The following is a 15,947-nucleotide window of genomic DNA, read 5'->3' as shown; positions in this document are numbered from 1 at the left end:
GGGGCCGCGGCCACCTGCAGGCAGCCGCAGTTCATGCGTGTTTACATCAGCCGCGCAAAAACTCCAGGCAGGCTTTGTTGAACAGCTCGCGGTGCTCAACCTGCACCCAGTGGCCGCACTGGTTGAGCATGATAAAGCGCGCATCGGGCGCATGGGTGAGTACTTTCAGGGCACCACTGGCGGGGTTGAAATTATCGTCGGTGCCCCAGAAACCGAGGATGGGTGCCTGCAACTCTTCGAGGCGCTCGGTCATGTTCGGCACCATCATGGTGGTAAACAGATTGCGCGGCTGGTGTACGGCCACGGCAACGCGCTCGGCCAGCAGGTTGTCGTCCAGTTGCGAACTGTCGAACAGTTGCAGGCTCATGATCCGGCGCATCTGCTCGATGCCCAGAGGGCCGGCGTTGTACAGTTCGACCATGCGCTGGATACCGACCATCTTGAAATAGGTTTCACGCTCTTCAACGCCACCGGGGGCCATCAGAATCAGCTTTTCTACCCGCTCGGGCTCGGCCAGCGCCAGGCCCAGGGCAATCGCACCGCCCAGGGAGTTGCCGAGCAGGGTTGCGCGCTTGACCCCTACGGCCTTGAGAAAACCCGACATGGCCTTGACGAAAAAGTCGAGGTCGTACTGCACATCTTCCGGCTTGTCGGAGCGACCAAAACCGGGCAGGTCCACCACCAGATTGCGAAAGCCTGCGGCGACGAACTGCGGGTAGTTGCCTTTGAAGTTGCTGTAGCCGCTGGCGCCCGGGCCGCTGCCGTGCAGCCACAACACTACCGGGCCGCTGCCTTCGTCGAGAAAGTGCAGGCGCAGGCCGCAGTCCAGTGTCACAAAGTGGCCGACGGGCAGGGGCAGGTCTTGTTCGGTCATCTCTCAATCTCCAAAAGTCAGGCGGTGGCCGCAGCTGCCAGCGTTGGCGCAGTCGCGGTCTTGTTCATCAGGTGGTTGCGATAGCGCGGCAGGGCCATGGCCAGAAACACCGAGGCCAACACCAGCAGCGAAACACAGGAGGCCAGGGCATAGCGCAGGCCCTCGTTACCCAAACTGTGGGCGAAGCCGTCACTGAGCATGCCGATCAACAGCGGGCCGACGCCGACGCCGAGCAGGGTCATGGCCATCACGAAAATTGCCGTGGCCTGGGCCAGGCGGGTGGCCGGAAACAGGTGGGAGATGGCGCCCAGGCACGGTGTTGCCCACCAGGTGCCGAAAAAGCTGAACACGCTGTAAAACAGGAAGGCCGTCGGCACGGGGGTGTTGCCCACATAAAACGCAGTGCCCACCGGCCACAGGAAATAGGCCAGGGCGAAAGGGATGCTGATCAGAGTGCCGAGCAATGGCACACCGATTTGCCAGCCCTTGTCACGGCGTGCCAGGCGGTCGCACAGAATGCCGCAGGTCAGGGTGCCAAACGTAGCCCCGGCGCCACCTGCGACCCCGGCCAGCAGGCCAGCGTCCTGCAGGCTCAAACCGTGGGAGCGGATCAGAAAGCTTGGGCTCCAGGTGCCAATGGCATAACCGGCAATGGCTGCCGAGCCGCCGGTGAGCACGATCCAGAGAAAAGACGGGGTCTGGAACAGTTCGCGTACGGTGACCGCCCAGTGGGCTTGTGCCACCTGATCGGCGCTGACCAGCCTGGCAGGTTTGGGCGCGCGCACGGTGAGCAGCAACAGCAGGCCCAGAAATATCCCCGGGGCGCCGATGATCACAAATGCGAAGCGCCAGCCGTAATGCTGGGCAATCCAGCCACCCAGCCCGAGGCCGAAAATCGCCCCCAGGCTTGAGCCGAGCATCAAAACCGACAGGGCGGTTGAGCGGCGCTCGGGCGGGTACAGGTCCGAGACCATGGCCATGGACGGCGCTGTGCCCCCCGCTTCACCGATGGCCACCCCGATGCGCGCTATTACCAGCATGGCAAAGCTGGCGGCGAAGCCGCAGAAGATGGTCATGACGCTCCAGGCAATGCAACTGAAGGCAATCACCTTCTTGCGCCCGATACGGTCGGACAGGCGCCCCAGGGGAAAACCGAAAAGGGTGTAGAACACCGCAAAGGTCACGCCAGACAGCAGGCCGATACCTGTATCGGAAATGCCGAACTCGGCTTTTACCGGCTCAATCAAAATGGCCATCAGCAGCCGGTCTATGTAGTTGAAGATATAGATGGCTGCCAAAACGCCTAATGCGTAATGAGTTCGCCAGGTGGGGCGCAAGGGTATGGACACGACGGGCTCTCCCGGTTTTTGTTCTAGTGGATGAGTTATTCCACGAACTGGGTCGCAGGTACATCGTCCATTTAGACCAGCCGGTCATGTTCTCGGTGCAATTGGACTCTGTGGTAGCGGGCTTGCTCGCGATGCAGCTGCGATTTGTCAGGTGAACCACATGGATGCCATCGCAGGCAAGCCTGCTCCCACAGGTTTTGCGGTGCTCACAAAATTCGGAGCTTGCCGGGATCATTGTGTGGGAGCGAGCCTGCTCGCGATGGCATCACTGCGGTTCGCCCTGCATCGCAGGCAAGCCCCACAGGATTTGTGGTCGAGTGAACAGATGCTTAGTCCCATCGGACGATGTTCAGCTTTTTCCTCCAGTCAATGATTGCTCCCATACACCGTCCGGGTTTACCGGCGGGCCGACATCGGGCAGGTGGGAGAACAGAATGAAATTGCTGAATAAGGTGGCTTTTGTAACCGGCGCAGGCCAGGGCATGGGACGGGCGATAGTGCGCCATTTTGCCGAGCAGGGCGCCAAGGTAGTCGCGGCCGATATCAATCTTGAAGCCGCACGCCAGAGCATTGAGGGCTTGGGCGACCAGGCTCTGGCTGTGAGCTGCAACGTGGCCGACAGCGATTCGGTCGCCACCGCCATGGCTGCGGTGCACGCGCATTTCGGCAGCCTCGATGTGCTGGTCAACAACGCCGGTATCGGCTCCATCGATGCCTTCGCGCAAACCCCTGACGAGCACTGGCAGCGAGTGATCGGCGTCAACCTCACCGGCACCTTTTTCTGCAGTCGTGAGGCCGTGAAACTGATGCTGCAGGCCGCCACCCCTGGCGTAGTGATCAATATCTCCAGCACCGCCGCCCTGACCGGTGAAGGCCCGAGCCATTACTGCGCGGCCAAGGCCGGTGTAATGGGCCTGACCCGCAGCATGGCCCGCGAACTGGCCGGTAACGGCATTCGCGTCAACACCATCGTGCCCGGCCCCACCAACACCCCGATGATGGCCGATATTCCGGACGACTGGATGCAAAGCATGCTCAAGGCTATCCCTCTGGGCCGCATGGGCGAAACCGATGAAATCGCCCGTGTCGCAGCCTTCCTGGCCAGCGATGACGCCGCGTTTATCACCGGCCAGAACCTCGCGGTCAACGGCGGCATGGCGTTTATCTGACAGCCGAATGGGAGAGCAGAGCATGGGTACTCGTTTACAAGGCAAGGTTGCATTTGTTACTGGCGCCGGTTCCGGCATTGGTGCGGCCACGGCGCTGCGGTTTGCCGAGGAGGGCGCCCTGGTGGTGCTCTGCGGTCGGCGTATCGAGCCATTGCAGGCCGTTGCTGCACAAATCCGCGATGCTGGTGGCCGCGCCGAATGCGCGGTGGCCGATGTCAGCAATGAAGCGGCCTATGTCGCAGCCATTGGCGAAGCTGCAACGCGCCACGGCCGCCTGGATATTCTGGTCAACAACGCCATGGCCTACAGCTGGGGCGCGATTGACAGCACCTCGACCGCGGACTGGCATTCCAACTTCGCCACCACGGTGGACGGCACTTTCTGGGGCACCCGCACGGCCATGGGCCTGATGCGCACCCAGGGCGGTGGTTCGATCATCAACCTGGCCTCTATCTGTGGCCAGTTCGGCACGCCGTGGATGGCCGGTTACTCCGCTGCCAAGGCGGCGGTGATCAACTTCAGTCGCGCTGCCGCCAGCGAAGGCGCCAGCCACAATATTCGCTGCAACGTGGTCAGCCCTGGCGTGGTGGAAACCCCTGCCACCGCGGGCATGCTCACCGACGCCAAGACCCGCATCAATACCGAAAAACTGATCCCGCTCAAGCGCGTCGGCCAGCCGGTGGAAGTGGCTAACGCCATTCTGTTTCTGGCCAGCGATGAAGCTTCGTATATCACCGGCGCCTGTCTGCCGGTCGATGGCGGGCGCAGCAGTGAGCTGTACACGGTATTGGAATAAGGAATTTTTATGCAACAGAACGCCTTGCTTGAACGTCTCGATCGGCTGGAGTCAATTGAAGAAATCCGCCAGTTGGCCGGCAAATATTCGTTGTCGCTGGATATGCGCGACCTTGATGCCCACGTCAATCTGTTCGCCGAAGATATCCGTGTCGGCCGCGAGAAGACCGGGCGTGCGCACCTTAAAGCCTGGGTCGATGACACCCTGCGCGACCAGTTTCACGGCACCTCGCACCACCTGGGCCAGCACCTGATCGAGTTCACCGACCCGGACCATGCGGTGGGTGTGGTGTATTCCAAGAACGAGCATGAGACCGGCCCCGAGTGGGTGACCATGCAAATGCTTTATTGGGATGACTACGAGCGCATGCAGGGCCGCTGGTATTTCCGCCGTCGCCTGCCGTGCTACTGGTACGCCAGTGACCTCAACAAACCGCCGATCGGCACGCAGAAAATGCGCTGGCCGGGGCGCGAACCCTACGCCGGGACCTTTCACGACCTGTTTCCGTCCTGGACCGAGTTCTGGGCCAATCGCCCGGACAAGGAGCAACTGCCGCAAGTGGCGACAGCGGCCCCGGTTGAACACTTTCTGGCCACCCTGCGCCGTGGGGCTGGTGCACCGAAAATTCGCGTGCGCTGAGGATCATCTATGAGCATTTTGTTTGAACCTGTGCGCCTCGGCGAGCTGCAACTGGCCAACCGCATTGTCATGGCCCCCATGACCCGCAGTCGCGCCGACCAGCACGGCGTACCGACCCCGGAGATGGTTGAGTACTACCGCCAGCGCGCCAGCGCCGGGCTGATCGTGGCTGAAGGCACCGCGCCTTCGGCCAGTGGCCTGGGCTATTGCCGGACCCCGGCGATTTACAACGCAGAGCAGATCGCTGCCTGGAAGGCGGTGACTGATGCGGTCCATGCTGAAGGCGGTTTGATTGTGCTGCAACTGATGCACGTGGGCCGCGCCTCCAGCTTTCACAACAAGCCGGCCGGCGCCGCCACGGTGGCACCTTCTGCCTTGCGCGCCCGAACCCAACTGTTTACCGACACTGTCGGGATGGTCGATACCGACGAGCCTCAGGCCCTGTCGCTGCAGGACATCGAGCGGGTGATCGACGAATATCGCCAGGCCGCACTGAATGCCCGCGCAGCCGGTTTTGACGGGGTCGAGCTGCACTGCACCAGCGGCTACCTGCCGATGCAATTTATGGCCTCGGGCAGCAATCTGCGTGAAGACCAGTACGGTGGCAGCGTCGACAACCGGGTGCGCTTCCCGGCCCAGGTGCTGGCGGCGATGGCTGCAGCCATTGGTGCCGGGCGTGTGGCGCTGCGGTTGTGCCCGGGCAACCCGTTCAATGACATCATTGACGAAGACCCGTTGGCCACAGCCGTCGCGCTGTGCAAGGCCGCCGAACCCATGGGCCTGGCCTACGTGCATATCATGCGCTCGCCGCTGAGCGAGCTGGATGCCTTTGCTTTGGCCCAGCGCCATTGCAGCAACGGTCTGATTCTCAATGACGGTTTTGACGGCGAGTCTGCTGAAGCCGCATTGCAGGCCGGGCAGGGTGATGCGGTGTCGTTTGCCCGGCACTTTATCGCCAACCCGGATCTGGTCGAGCGTCTGCGCAAGGGCCTGCCTCTGGCCCGTTTCGACCGCAAAACCCTGTACTCCCCCGGCCCTGAAGGCTACAGCGATTACCCGCTGGGCGAGGCGGTGGCGCCATGAACGATATGTCGCGAATCAGCGCACTGACCACAACGAAACAACAACCGGTACCACGGGAACAGACCCAGGCGCTACTCGACCTGCGCTCTGCAGCCAGCGCGCAGATCAAGCCTGCCGACCTTTACACCCTGGCCGACCGCCTGGAAGCCCAGGCGCGAGCATTCCCTGAGCGCTCATTGCTGATCGACGGTGAGCAGCATTTCAGCTACGCCAGCGTCGATGCCCAGGCCAATCGCATGGCTCACGTGTTCTACGCCAAAGGCTTGCGCCCCGGTGATGTGTGCGCGATTGCGATGGAAAACCGCCCGCAGTTTTTCTTCAGCTGGTTCGGGTTGGTCAAGCTTGGCGTAGTGGTGGCTTTTATCAATACCCAGGTCAACGGCAAACCGCTGGTTCATGCACTGCAAACCACGGCCGCCAAGGCCGTGGTGGTAGGTGAGGAATGCCTGGCCAACCTGCTGGGTACTGAGGACCTGCCCGATGTGCCGTTATGGTTGGTCGAAGACTCGCTCAATCCTTTTGCGGGTGAGTTGCCAGCCAGTGTCGACAGCCAGTTTGGCGAGCTGATTGCCACTGCACCGGGCACGGCTTTCCCTCGTGACGTGCGTGCCGCGATCACCGCAGAAACCACCACGCTGCTGATTTTTACCTCGGGCACCACCGGCCTGCCCAAGGCGGCGCGCTACAGCCATATGCGCTGGATGTCCTCGGGTGATGTCATGGAAGTCACCCTGGGTGCCACCTGTGACGACGTGTTTTATTGCTGCCTGCCGCTGTATCACGGTGCGGCGGCCACGTCTGTTACCTCCACGGCGTTGCGAGTGGGTGCGAGCATCGTGGTGCGGCGCAAGTTCAGCGTGCGCGAATTCTGGTCCGATGTGCGCCGCAACCGCATCACCGTGTTCCAGTACATCGGCGAGATTTGCCGCTATCTGCTCAACCAGCCAGTGGTGGCCGGTGAGCGCGAGCACAGTTTGCGCTACATGCTCGGCGCCGGCCTGACGCCGGAGTCGTGGCAACGCTGGCTGGAGCGTTTCGGCCCGGTGCAGGTGTTCGAGGGCTGGGGTGCTACCGAGGCCAATGCCAACCTGATCAATGTCGACAACTATGTAGGCTCTTGCGGTCGTGTGCCGGACTGGAGTCGCACTAACCTGCGCCTGGTGCGTTACGACGTCGAAAGCGACAGCCACCCACGGGATGAAAACGGTTTCTACCAGCTGTGCCAGCCCGGTGAACTGGGCGAAGCCATGGGCTTTATCGTTGACCATCCGCAGATTGGCGGCGGGCGTTTCGAGGGCTATACCAGCGCAGCTGCCAGCGAGAGCAAGATCCGCCGCAATGTGTTCCAGAGCGGCGATGCCTACTGGAGTTCGGGCGATTTGCTGCGCTATGACGACGACGGTTATTTTTACTTTGTCGACCGCATCGGTGACACCTTCCGCTGGAAAAGCGAGAACGTCTCGACCCTGGAAGTGGCCGACACCCTCAGCGATATGCCGGGCCTTGAGCTGATCAACGTGTACGGCGTGCAGGTGCCCGAGCACGAAGGTCGCGCCGGGATGGCGGCGATCCTGATGCAGCCCGGGCATGCCTTCGATCCGCAGGCGTTCTATGCACTGACCGAAGCACGCTTGCCCCGTTATGCCGCACCGATATTTGTGCGGATTTCGCCAGCCGCTGACCTGACCAGCACCTTCAAGCTGCGCAAGGTCGACTTGCAGCGCCAGGGCTATGCGCCGCAATTGTTTGCTGACCCGCTGTTTGTGCGCGATGACAGCACCGGTACCTATCAGCCGTACTCGCTGCAAGTGCTGGCCCGTGCCGGTTTGCCGCCTTTTGTTGGTAACGGCCATGAGTGAACTCGACGCCCAGGGTCACCAATGGCGTGACGGGCTGCGCTACCCCTGGCCCCAGGCTCCGGCCAGCGGCCAGGTACAGCAAGTGGCCGAGGGCGTGCTATGGCTGCGCATGCCGCTGCCGTTCGGGCTCGACCATATCAACCTGTACCTGCTGCGCCACGGTGACGGCTGGGTGGCGGTGGATACCGGCCTGAACAGTGATCAATGCCGCGAGGTGTGGGAGCAGGTGTTTGTCGAGGTCATGGCAGGCTTGCCGCTCAAGGCGGTGATCTGCACCCACTTTCACAGCGACCACACCGGTGTGGTCGGTTGGCTGGCCGAGCGTTTTCGCTGCCCGGTGCTGATGACCCACGACGAGTTCGAAGCCCTGCACCACGGCCCGCCCCGTGCTGCAGAGCCGGACTGGGCATTTGTCGATTTCTATCAAAAGGCCGGGTTCAGTCCTGAGCAGACCCTAGGCATTTTGCCGCTGATCCAGGGCGAACATTTTCGTCCGCAATTGGTGGCGGGTTTTACCCGCTTAAGCCACGGCAGTGAACTGACCATCGGCGGGCGCCGCTGGCAGGTGGTGATGGGCAACGGCCACTCACCTGAGCACGCCTGCCTGTATGCACCAGACGATGGCTTGCTGATTTCCGGCGATCAGGTGCTGCCGCGTATCACTTCGACCATTGCGGTGTATGTCACTGAACCCGCCGCCAACCCATTGCGCGACTGGCTGGACTCCATCGAGCGGCTGCGGGTGATTCCCGACAGCGTGCTGGTGCTGCCGGCCCATGAGCGGCCGTTTTTCAACCTGCATCTGCGTCTGGATCAGTTGCGAGATCACCATCTCAATCATCTGCAGCAGTTACTTGAGGCCTGCGCGCAGCCGCGTACAGCGCTGGAGATGATGGCGGTGCTGTTTAAAAAGCTGTCAGGTCGTTTTGACGAACTGATGGCGCTTGGCGAGACGTTGGCACACGCCAATTACCTTATGGCCGAGGGGGCGCTCGTTCGTGAGGAGCAAGGAGGGCTGCATCGTTATCGGGTGGCCTCGACAGGAGTCGTGAAGTTCGACCCGCTTGAGTTGTTTTGAGCAGAACGCAATGACGCTTGAACCCATCGAAGCGGCCACCGAGTCGCGAATCAGGAGAGGCAGAGTGATCAATAAAAATAACAATAAATGTCTTGGGCCGCGCCCGCACAGCTATCAGGTTAGTGGCCTGGCAGTTGCCGTGGCACTGGTCAGCAGTCCGCTGTGGGCAGGGGATACCATTGAATTCGATGACGGCACCACTATCGATTGGTCGGTGACCACCAGCTACGGTATCGGCATGCGCCTGGCCAGCCCCAGTGACCGGCTGATGGGGGTCAACGCCGATGACCCGAACCGCAACTTCGAACAGCACAGCCTCACCACCAACCGGGTGGGCGCGCTGGGCGAGATGATTCTGCGCAAGGACAACTATGGCGCCGTGGTGCGTGCCAGTACCTTTTACGACGATGTCTACCACCGCAAGAACGACAACGACTCACCCGCCACCGTCAACAAATACGGCAGCAATGACGAGTTCACCAGCGACACCCGTTATTACAGTGGCGGCCGCACCCGCCTGCTCGACGCGTATGTGTTTGGCGGCTGGCGTTTCGAAAACGACACCATGCTCGACGTCAAGGCCGGTCGGCATATCGAATCGTGGGGCGAGAGCCTGTACTACCCCGGCGTAAACGGCGTGCAGAACCCGTCCGATGCGGTCAAGGCGGCGCAGCCCGGGGTTGAGGTCAAGGAAGTGTTGCTACCGGTGGGGCAGTTCTCGGCGTCGTACCGGATCAACCCGGAAATCACCCTGGGCGGTTATGTGCAGTACGAGTGGAAGGGCACCGAGTTGCCACCCGTGGGCAGCTATCTGTCGACCTCGGATGTGATCGGGCCGGGCCGCGAGTTTTTGTATATGGGCGCCAACAAGGTGCCTTATCTGGGTACCGATGAGCCGCGAGACAGTGGCCAGTGGGGCGCGCAGATTCGTTATCGCCCGGTCAGCGAACTTGAGCTGTCGCTGTTTCATGTGGTGTACCACGATAAAAACCCGGCCACTGCTCTGGTTGGCTGGGACCCGATCCCGGCCGGGCCGGGCGGGTTGGCGTACAAGGCCAACGGGTATCGGGTCAAGTATTTTGAGGACATCAAGCTGACCGGTATCAGTGCTACCACCAAGCTGGGCGAGTACCAGCTGGGTGCGGAATGGTCGTATCGCGACGGTGCCCCGGTGATGGTCAATACCGGGCTGGGGCCGGTGCCTGCCAAGGGCAAGGGCCAGCAGCTGCAGTTTTCGGCCATGCGCATTCTGGGTGACCGGCCATGGGCCAGCCAGACCACGCTGACCGGTGAAATCGTCACCGTACGTGCCGATCATGCCGACGACACTTCGGCAGCGCCGAACCTTGAAGGCTTGCCATTGTTGCCGTCGCTGGCGCCGTCGGTGCAACCGTCCAATGACTACACCTACAAGACTTCATCGGCCTGGCGCAGCCGCTCGGCGAGTGCTTATACCGTGGGCGCCTCGTTCAGTTATCCGGGTGTGTTCCAGGGCTGGGACCTGGAGGTGCCATTTACCTTCTCGAACGTGTTCAGCGGTGCTGCGCCGATGTCGGGGACCATTGCCGGGGTAGCGGGTGACCGTCGCCTGAGCGCAGGTACCACCTTCAAATACCTGAGCAACCTGGAAATGTCGTTCAAGTACATCGGCTACCTGGGTTCGCCGGACCCCATCAATCGCCCGCTGGCAGACCGTGACTACGCCACGTTCTCGATGAAATACACCTTCTAAAAATCGCCCCGCCCTCAGGTGTGGGAGTGGGCTTGCTCGCGATGGCATCACCTCGGTTTTCAGACAAACCGAGTCGCCTGTATCGCGAGCAAGCCCGCTCCCACAAAGGAGTACTGGATGCGCACATTAAAGAGAGAAACCCATGGGTCTTAAAGGTCATGCAGCCATTGTTGGCAGCGCGCAGTACAAACCGGAGAAATACGCCACGGCCCCGCGCATGTTCCATCTGGAGCAAGTCGCCGACCTGGCAGCCCAGGCTTTACAGGATGCCGGCCTGCAGGCCAGTGACCTCGACGGACTGGTGATCAACGGCCCGCAATTTCATGAAGCTTCGGTGTTTGTACCGGCCATGGCCGCCGAATACCTGGGTTTGCGTCTCAACTTTGCCGAAGTCGTCGATCTTGGCGGCTGTACCTCCGTGGGCATGGTCTGGCGCGCAGCCGCCGCCATCGAGCTGGGTTTGTGCCAGGCGGTACTCTGCGTATTGCCTGCGCGCATGGCGCCCATGGGCCCGGATGAAGATGCCAGCTGGATGGCTCGGGCCATGCGCTTTGGCGGCCACAGCACGGCATTTGGCGCACCTGAGGCCGAGTTCGACCTGCCCTACGGCCATATGGGCCAGAACACTGGCTACGCCATGATCGCCCAGCGCTATGCCGCACAGTATGGCTATGACCCCCGGGCAATGGCGAAAATCGCCGTGGATCAGCGCACCAATGCGCAGTACAACCCGCAGGCGATGTTCTACGGGCAGCCGCTGACCATCGAGCAAGTGTTGGCCAGTAAAAAAGTGGCTGACCCGTTGCATGTACTGGAAATCGTCATGCCGGTGGCCGGTGGCGCGGCGATGATCATCGCCTCCAAAGAAGTGGCAGCCCGCGCGCGCAAGCGTCCGTCGTGGATCACCGGCTTTGGCGAACACCTGGCCTTCAAGTCGCCGTCCTATGCCCAAGATATGCTGCAAACCCCGATCGGGCCTGCCTCACGCCGCGCTTTCGAGATGGCCGGGCTCAAGCCCGCCGATGTGGATGCGGCACAAATTTATGACTGCTACACCATCACCGCCTTGCTGACCCTGGAAGACGCCGGTTTCTGCGCCAAGGGCGAGGGCATGAGCTTTGTGCGTGAGCACGACCTGACCTGGCGCGGCGACTTTCCGATGAACACCCACGGCGGCCAACTCAGCTTTGGCCAGGCAGGTTCCGCGGGGGGCATGAGCCAGGTGATCGAGGCCGTGACGCAAATAGCCGGTGAGGCTGGTGAGCGTCAGCTCAAGCGTTGCGACACGGTGTATGTCTCAGGCACCGGCGGTGTGATGAGTGAGCAGGGCGCATTGATACTTCAGGGAGCTTGAATCAAATGTCGAATAACAAACCAATGCCGGTTGCGACCGAGATTTCTGCGCCGTTCTGGGAAGGCCTAAAGGCTGAGCGCCTGTTGATTCAGCAGTGTGAGCGCTGCAGCCACTGGGTGTTCTACCCGAGGCGGCATTGCCCGGCGTGTTTTACCCATGCCCTGACCTGGCGTGAAGTAAGCGGCGGGGCGACGCTGTACAGCTTTACCATTACTCGTATCGCCACCTTGCCCGACTTTGCCGATGAGATGCCGCAGATGCTCGCGGTGGTGGAGTTGGATCAGGGCGTGCGTATCAACACCAATCTGGTGGGGCTGGACGAGGCTGAAGTGAAAGTGGGCATGCGCCTGCAACCGGTGTTTGCCGAGGTGGATGCCAAGGGCAATCGGTTGCTGCGCTTTACCGGCCTGGACAAGGATGCAGAGGCGTTGAAAGCACAGCGTGTGGTCGAGCAACCGGTTGCAGAAAAGGTCGCCCCGGTGCGCCAGATTGCCCTGGATGACGAGGCTGCGTTGCAGGCGCTGGTCAGTGAAGAGTTCAGTCCCTGGAGCAATCAGGTGGTGGTGGATCAAGCGTTGATCGACACCTTTGCCCAGCTGTCGGGTGATGACTACTGGATTCACACTGACCCGGAGCGGGCGCGCAAGCAAAGCCCGTTTGGCGGCACTATTGCCCACGGTGCGCTGGTGCAGATCCTGCAATCGCGGATGAAGCTCAACCTTGGGTATGAGATCACCGGTTTCAGCAATATGGTCAACTATGGTTCAGACCGTTTGCGCTTTCCGGCGCCGGTGCCAGCGGGTTCGACCATTCATGCGCGGGCGCGGGTCAAAAAGGTGGAACGGGTCAAGAGCGGTACCCAGCTGACCCTGGAACTCAACACCCATGTGCTGGGCAGCGAGCGGCCATCGGTGATCAATGAATTGGTGATTTTGTATATGTAAAATCAAGAGCCCCTCACCCTAGCCCTCTCCCGGAGGGAGAGGGGACTGACCGAGGTGTTCCACACGATCTATCGACCTGAAAAGTCGAGTCGATTATGGATTCAAAACAGCACATGCAGGCGGCAGTAAATCTTCAATATCCCCCAATCAGCCCCCTCTCCCTCCGGAAGAGGGTTGGGGTGAGGGCAGCGCATTTGCTTTTAAATACAGGCCACACGTAAGGTCTAAGCTTCTATTTTATAGCGCCGACAGTGCAGTGTTGATCTGCACTGATTCAAAGGGTTCAGAAGCAGTGGGTAAATTTTTGTAGAGGTGATTTATGACAGGGTATGTGTGTGAGAATTTAAATATCATTCCTGGTATTTCCCATTCTTTCTGCACTGCGGAGGTCGCTGAAAAGCCTCAAGACCTGTTTTATTGCGCACAGCAGAATGGCGCTGGTGTAATTCAAGTGGGTGCCAGGCAGCAGGCAGGCACTATTGCGGCAGACGCTGTTTTTACTGGAACCACTCGCCCCATAGCAGTCGTTACCGCTGATTGTTTACCCATTCTGGTTGGGTCAAGTCATGATCAATTTGTTGCTGCCATTCATGGGGGATGGCAAGGCCTGGTTGACGGCGTCATAGAGAACTCATTTAACGCTTTTCAAAAATCCGGAATCTCCCTTCAATATCTTCACGTTGGAATAGGGCCCGCCATACAGGCGTGCTGCTATGAGGTTGATTTGCCCCTGATCGGGAAAATTGAGTCAGTGCATGGGCATTTGTGGCGTGGAAGACCTGCGCCCTGGACGGTTACTCAACGAGCTGCTTCAAAGATATCATTGGGCGTGAGTGCAACGGCCACCCACGCTAATGCCTGGCTTGATCTGTCTCTGTATTGCAAGTATTTGCTTGAAGCTGTTGGGGTGGAGAGTGAGCAGATCAATGTGGTGGACAAGTGTACTTATTGTTCGGGCATGGAGTTTGGTAGTTACAGACGCAGAGTTCATTTTAGTGAGCCTAAAGCCTTCCAGTACTCATGGATCAGACTGAAGGCGCCCTGCGAGCTGTACTGATTTTCTATTTTGTTTGATCCATCGACCTGAAATGTCGAGTCGATTATGGATTCAAAACTGCACGTACAGGCGGCAGTAAATCTTCAATATCCCCCAATCAGCCCCCTCTCCCTCCGGGAGAGGGTTGGGGTGAGGGCTGCTTTAGTCTCAACGGACGATGAACCCAACCCCCTTCCTTACCATACTGCTCCAAGCCAATAAATACAGGCATTGAGGAGCAGGCACATGATCGACATTCGTGGTTTGAGCTACTTCGTTGCAGAGTCCGCCGACCCCGTTCAATGGCAGCGCTATGCCGAAGACGTGCTCGGGATGATGGTCAGCGAAGCCCCCGCAGACGGCCTGTATGTGAAGATGGACGAGCGTCCGTTTCGCATGCTGATCGTGCCCGGCGGCGAGTCGCGCTACCTGGCTTCCGGTTGGGAGCTGGCCAGCGAAAAAGCTTTCAATACCGCCATCCAAGTGCTGGACCAGGCCGATGTGAACTGGCACCTGGGTACGAGCGAACAATGTGATCAGCGCGGTGTTCAAGCGCTGCTGCACGTTACCGACCCCTCGGGCAATCGCCATGAACTGAGTTGGGGCCATCGCTCCGACTGCCAGCCGTTTATCTCGCCGCAAGGCGTGCCGGGCTTTGTCACCGGCGATATGGGCCTGGGCCACACCGTGCTGCCCGCGCCGAATTTCGATGCCACCCTGGCCTTTGCCAAGGACGTGCTCGGCTTTGAACTATCGGACATCTTCAACTTCCGCCCCGACCCTTCGGCACCACCGGTCCGCATCCACTTTCTGCATTGCAAAAACAGCCGTCACCACAGCCTGGCCCTGGCCGAGTACCCGGTGCCGTCCGGTTGTGTGCATGTGATGGTCGAGGTTGATTCCATGACCGAAGTCGGCCGCGCCCATGACCGGCGTATCGCTCACAACGTGCCGTTGTCGGCCACCCTCGGCCAGCACCTGAACGACCGCATGACCTCGTTTTATATGAAAACCCCTTCAGGCTTTGACCTGGAGTACGGCTATGGCGGCCTGCTGGTGGACTGGCAGGAGCACAGCGCTTTTGAATTCACCCGGGTAAGCCTGTGGGGCCACGATTTCTCCGTGGGCCAGGAACAGTAAGGAGTCACCATGAACAAGCAAATGACAGCGGCAGATGTGGTCGGCCAGTTGCGTGACGGCATGACCATCGGCTTCGGCGGCTGGGGCCCGCGGCGCAAGCCCATGGCAATTGTGCGCGAGATCCTGCGCTCGGACGTCAAGGACCTCACCGTGGTGGCCTATGGTGGCCCCGAGGTCGGCATGCTCTGCGCTGCCGGCAAGGTCAAAAAACTGGTGTTCGGCTTTGCCACCCTCGATGCCATCCCCCTCGAAGCCTACTTTCGCAAGGCCCGTGAGGCCGGTGAACTGGAACTGATGGAACTGGACGAAGGCATGCTGCAATGGGGCCTGCGCGCCGCCGGCATGCGCTTGCCGTTTCTGCCGAGCCGTTGCGGCCTGGCCACCGATGTCAGCCGTCTGAACCCCGAGATCAAGCAGGTGCAGTCGCCCTATGACGATGGTGAGGTGCTGCTGGCCATGCCCGCGCTGAACCTGGATATCGCCTTTTTGCACGTCAACGTGGCAGACCGTCTCGGCAACACCCTGGTCACCGGTCCCGATCCTTACTTTGACCATCTGTATGCCCGCGCTGCGAAGCAATGCTTTGTCTCCTGTGAACGCATTGAAGAGCGCTTGAGCCTGGATGCGACCCAGGCCCGCTTCAACACCTTCGAGCGTTATCTGGTCAGCGGCGTAGTCCATGCCCCCTTTGGCGCGCACCCGACCTCCTGCCCGTCCGACTACGGCTGGGATATGAGCCACCTCAAGCGCTACAGCGCCAGCGCCGCTGAAGAGGGCGGCTGGGCAGGCTATATGGCCGAGTTTGTAACGCCGGGCGAAAGCGCCTATCAGGCCAGCAATGGCGGTGTCGATCGACTCAGCGCTTTGCCGCTGCCCGTGTTTTAAGGAGTTTGC

At 60.5% G+C, this 15,947-nt stretch carries 14 protein-coding genes; 12 read left to right on the top strand and 2 right to left on the bottom strand.

What is annotated here, in order from left to right; translation table 11 throughout:
• Positions 1-46: 46 nt before the first annotated feature.
• Both ACZRMH_RS17015 and ACZRMH_RS17010 read right to left on the bottom strand, forming a co-directional pair.
• Positions 47-874: an alpha/beta fold hydrolase gene (locus tag ACZRMH_RS17015; protein ID WP_464014413.1), complete on the bottom strand. Its 828-nt coding sequence runs from the start codon at positions 872-874 to the stop codon at positions 47-49.
• Between the two features lie 17 nt (positions 875-891).
• Entirely contained in the window at positions 892-2,223 is a 1,332-nt protein-coding gene (locus ACZRMH_RS17010) for a spinster family MFS transporter (protein ID WP_464014412.1), read from the bottom strand.
• 434 nt (positions 2,224-2,657) lie between these two features.
• Between ACZRMH_RS17010 and ACZRMH_RS17005 the strand changes: the two genes are divergently transcribed.
• From ACZRMH_RS17005 to ACZRMH_RS16950, 12 genes are all read left to right on the top strand, one after another.
• The gene (locus ACZRMH_RS17005; RefSeq protein WP_464014411.1) at positions 2,658-3,392 is read left to right on the top strand and encodes an SDR family NAD(P)-dependent oxidoreductase; all 735 of its coding nucleotides are present in this window, start codon (positions 2,658-2,660) and stop codon (positions 3,390-3,392) included.
• A gap of 22 nt (positions 3,393-3,414) precedes the next feature.
• Positions 3,415-4,188: an SDR family NAD(P)-dependent oxidoreductase gene (locus ACZRMH_RS17000; RefSeq protein ID WP_464014410.1), complete on the top strand. Its 774-nt coding sequence runs from the start codon at positions 3,415-3,417 to the stop codon at positions 4,186-4,188.
• A 9-nt stretch (positions 4,189-4,197) separates the two neighbouring features.
• The gene (locus ACZRMH_RS16995; RefSeq protein ID WP_464014409.1) at positions 4,198-4,827 is read left to right on the top strand and encodes a nuclear transport factor 2 family protein; all 630 of its coding nucleotides are present in this window, start codon (positions 4,198-4,200) and stop codon (positions 4,825-4,827) included.
• Positions 4,828-4,836: 9 nt separating this feature from the next.
• The gene (locus tag ACZRMH_RS16990; RefSeq protein WP_464014408.1) at positions 4,837-5,910 is read left to right on the top strand and encodes an alkene reductase; all 1,074 of its coding nucleotides are present in this window, start codon (positions 4,837-4,839) and stop codon (positions 5,908-5,910) included.
• Entirely contained in the window at positions 5,907-7,769 is a 1,863-nt protein-coding gene (locus tag ACZRMH_RS16985; protein ID WP_464014407.1) for a long-chain-acyl-CoA synthetase, read from the top strand. The genes ACZRMH_RS16990 and ACZRMH_RS16985 overlap by 4 nt, the downstream gene beginning before the upstream one ends.
• Positions 7,762-8,847: an MBL fold metallo-hydrolase gene (locus ACZRMH_RS16980; RefSeq protein WP_464014406.1), complete on the top strand. Its 1,086-nt coding sequence runs from the start codon at positions 7,762-7,764 to the stop codon at positions 8,845-8,847. The genes ACZRMH_RS16985 and ACZRMH_RS16980 overlap by 8 nt, the downstream gene beginning before the upstream one ends.
• A 64-nt stretch (positions 8,848-8,911) precedes the next feature.
• Positions 8,912-10,579 (top strand): DUF1302 domain-containing protein, encoded by a 1,668-nt coding sequence (locus ACZRMH_RS16975; protein ID WP_464014405.1) that lies wholly within the window; start codon positions 8,912-8,914, stop codon positions 10,577-10,579.
• 142 nt (positions 10,580-10,721) lie between these two features.
• Complete coding sequence (locus ACZRMH_RS16970) at positions 10,722-11,933, top strand: thiolase family protein (protein WP_464014404.1); 1,212 nt, start codon at positions 10,722-10,724, stop codon at positions 11,931-11,933.
• 5 nt (positions 11,934-11,938) lie between these two features.
• On the top strand, positions 11,939-12,877 hold the full coding sequence (locus ACZRMH_RS16965) for a bifunctional OB-fold nucleic acid binding domain-containing protein/MaoC family dehydratase (RefSeq protein WP_464014403.1): 939 nt from the start codon (positions 11,939-11,941) through the stop codon (positions 12,875-12,877).
• Positions 12,878-13,196: 319 nt separating this feature from the next.
• Complete coding sequence (locus tag ACZRMH_RS16960) at positions 13,197-13,934, top strand: purine nucleoside phosphorylase YfiH/LACC1 family protein (RefSeq protein ID WP_464014402.1); 738 nt, start codon at positions 13,197-13,199, stop codon at positions 13,932-13,934.
• A 225-nt stretch (positions 13,935-14,159) separates the two neighbouring features.
• The gene (locus ACZRMH_RS16955) at positions 14,160-15,053 is read left to right on the top strand and encodes a VOC family protein (protein WP_464014401.1); all 894 of its coding nucleotides are present in this window, start codon (positions 14,160-14,162) and stop codon (positions 15,051-15,053) included.
• Between the two features lie 9 nt (positions 15,054-15,062).
• Positions 15,063-15,938 carry a CoA transferase subunit A gene (locus ACZRMH_RS16950; protein WP_464014400.1) on the top strand — a complete coding sequence of 292 codons (876 nt, stop codon included), beginning with the start codon at positions 15,063-15,065 and terminating at the stop codon, positions 15,936-15,938.
• The last annotated feature ends 9 nt before the right edge of the window (positions 15,939-15,947 follow it).

The organism is Pseudomonas sp. B414, from assembly GCF_055408445.1.
This window is presented reverse-complemented; position numbering and strand designations above follow the sequence as displayed.

What these genes read in the sequence shown, in the direction of transcription:
- ACZRMH_RS17005 (WP_464014411.1), top strand. Translation starts at nt 2,658, where the DNA reads ATGAAATTGCTGAATAAGGTGGCTTTTGTAACCGGCGCAGGCCAGGGC.
- ACZRMH_RS16960 (WP_464014402.1), top strand. Translation starts at nt 13,197, where the DNA reads ATGACAGGGTATGTGTGTGAGAATTTAAATATCATTCCTGGTATTTCC.
- ACZRMH_RS16985 (WP_464014407.1), top strand. Translation starts at nt 5,907, where the DNA reads ATGAACGATATGTCGCGAATCAGCGCACTGACCACAACGAAACAACAA.
- ACZRMH_RS17015 (WP_464014413.1), bottom strand. Translation starts at nt 874, where the DNA reads ATGACCGAACAAGACCTGCCCCTGCCCGTCGGCCACTTTGTGACACTG.
- ACZRMH_RS16990 (WP_464014408.1), top strand. Translation starts at nt 4,837, where the DNA reads ATGAGCATTTTGTTTGAACCTGTGCGCCTCGGCGAGCTGCAACTGGCC.
- ACZRMH_RS17000 (WP_464014410.1), top strand. Translation starts at nt 3,415, where the DNA reads ATGGGTACTCGTTTACAAGGCAAGGTTGCATTTGTTACTGGCGCCGGT.
- ACZRMH_RS16965 (WP_464014403.1), top strand. Translation starts at nt 11,939, where the DNA reads ATGTCGAATAACAAACCAATGCCGGTTGCGACCGAGATTTCTGCGCCG.
- ACZRMH_RS16955 (WP_464014401.1), top strand. Translation starts at nt 14,160, where the DNA reads ATGATCGACATTCGTGGTTTGAGCTACTTCGTTGCAGAGTCCGCCGAC.
- ACZRMH_RS16980 (WP_464014406.1), top strand. Translation starts at nt 7,762, where the DNA reads ATGAGTGAACTCGACGCCCAGGGTCACCAATGGCGTGACGGGCTGCGC.
- ACZRMH_RS16950 (WP_464014400.1), top strand. Translation starts at nt 15,063, where the DNA reads ATGAACAAGCAAATGACAGCGGCAGATGTGGTCGGCCAGTTGCGTGAC.
- ACZRMH_RS16995 (WP_464014409.1), top strand. Translation starts at nt 4,198, where the DNA reads ATGCAACAGAACGCCTTGCTTGAACGTCTCGATCGGCTGGAGTCAATT.
- ACZRMH_RS16970 (WP_464014404.1), top strand. Translation starts at nt 10,722, where the DNA reads ATGGGTCTTAAAGGTCATGCAGCCATTGTTGGCAGCGCGCAGTACAAA.